Annotated in this window: 1 protein-coding gene; it reads right to left on the bottom strand. The window is 41.6% G+C overall.

Going from position 1 to position 1,352, the window contains the following annotated elements; all coding sequences use genetic code 11:
* Positions 1-43: 43 nt before the first annotated feature.
* Positions 44-1,276, bottom strand: coding sequence for an IS256 family transposase (locus tag B5X76_RS21540; protein ID WP_079645978.1), 1,233 nt, complete (start codon positions 1,274-1,276; stop codon positions 44-46).
* Positions 1,277-1,352 lie beyond the last annotated feature (76 nt).

The raw sequence follows: 1,352 nt of genomic DNA, 5'->3' as shown, positions 1-1,352 counted from the left end.
GGGAGTGTAACTCAAACTGTGTCATTGGATAATTAACCAAAATCTAAAAGCCTCTATCAAGTTTGAGCCTATCCCCAAATTTAATGTAAAGTTGGGATATGGTCAAGCCCCAGTTGTGTATTGGCATTGTCCACTTTTTAGAGATGTCCCTTATAATCAGGAACATCAACTTCATAAGAGCCTGTTCAGAACTGAATGCACCTTTAGTTTTCGTAATTTTACGGACCTGACGGTGCATTCCTTCAATAGGATTAGTGGTGTAAATAGTCTTGCGGACCTGCTCATCATACTCGAAAAAAGTAGATAAGTTCGTCCAATTATCCAGCCAGGATTTAGCAGCTATTGGATATTTCTTTCCCCATTTCTCTTCGAAAATCAGTAGGTTTTCATATCCCATTTCTTCGTTTACAGCTTTATAGACTGGCTTTAGGTCTTCTATAACTGCCTTTTTATCCTTTTCGGTAACGTAGCGCATACTTGATCGGATCTGGTGGACAATGCATAACTGTACTTTGGTTTTTGGGAAAATAGACTCTATAGCTTCTGGAAAGCCCTTGAGTCCATCGATACAGGCTATCAGGATATCCTCTACACCACGCTGTTTTAAATCTGTGAGAACCGATAACCAGAACTTTGCACCCTCATTCTCCGAGCTATAAAGCCCTATCAGGTCTTTACGTCCATCCATTCCGATACCTAGGATATTATAAATGGCCCGGGACTCAACTGTGCCATTCTGACGAACTTTGTAGTGCATACAATCCAGGAAAACAAAGGGGTAAACAGCTTCTAGTGGACGACTCCGCCACTCATTAACGGCAGGCATGACACTTTCTGTGATACGGGATATTTCTGTTGCGGAAATCTCCATAGCATACATCTCACGGATGAAGTCACTTATAGCACGGGTACTCATCCCTTTGGCATACATACTCAGCACATGACCTTCTAGTTGTTCGGTAATAATGAGTTGACGCTTGGGAACTACTTTAGGCTCAAATGTACCGGATCTATCCCGTCCAGACTCCAGCTCAAAAGTACCTGTATTAAGTCCCCGAACAGTTTTCTTAGTCTTACCATTCCGACGATTGGAATTACCTAATGCCTTATCTTCCTGAAGATGACTCTCTAGCTCGCCATCCATCATAGACTCTAGTAAATGCTTCATTAAGGGCGCTAGAACGCCGTCGTTCGGAGATAAACTCTTCCCGTTATAAAGACCTTGCATAGCTTCCTCTTTGAAGCGTTCAAAGTCAAATGGGGTCTTGTCTTTCATGACCATGTCGTTTGAATAATTAAATATAAAAAACCTTATTGAATTATTCCGCTGACACAGTTTACGTTACAGTCTC

This window comes from Sphingobacterium nematocida, assembly GCF_900168125.1.
Taxonomy (GTDB): Bacteria; Bacteroidota; Bacteroidia; order Sphingobacteriales; family Sphingobacteriaceae; genus Sphingobacterium; species Sphingobacterium nematocida.
Note: the sequence above shows the minus strand (reverse complement) of the source record. Positions and strands in the feature narration are given on the sequence as shown.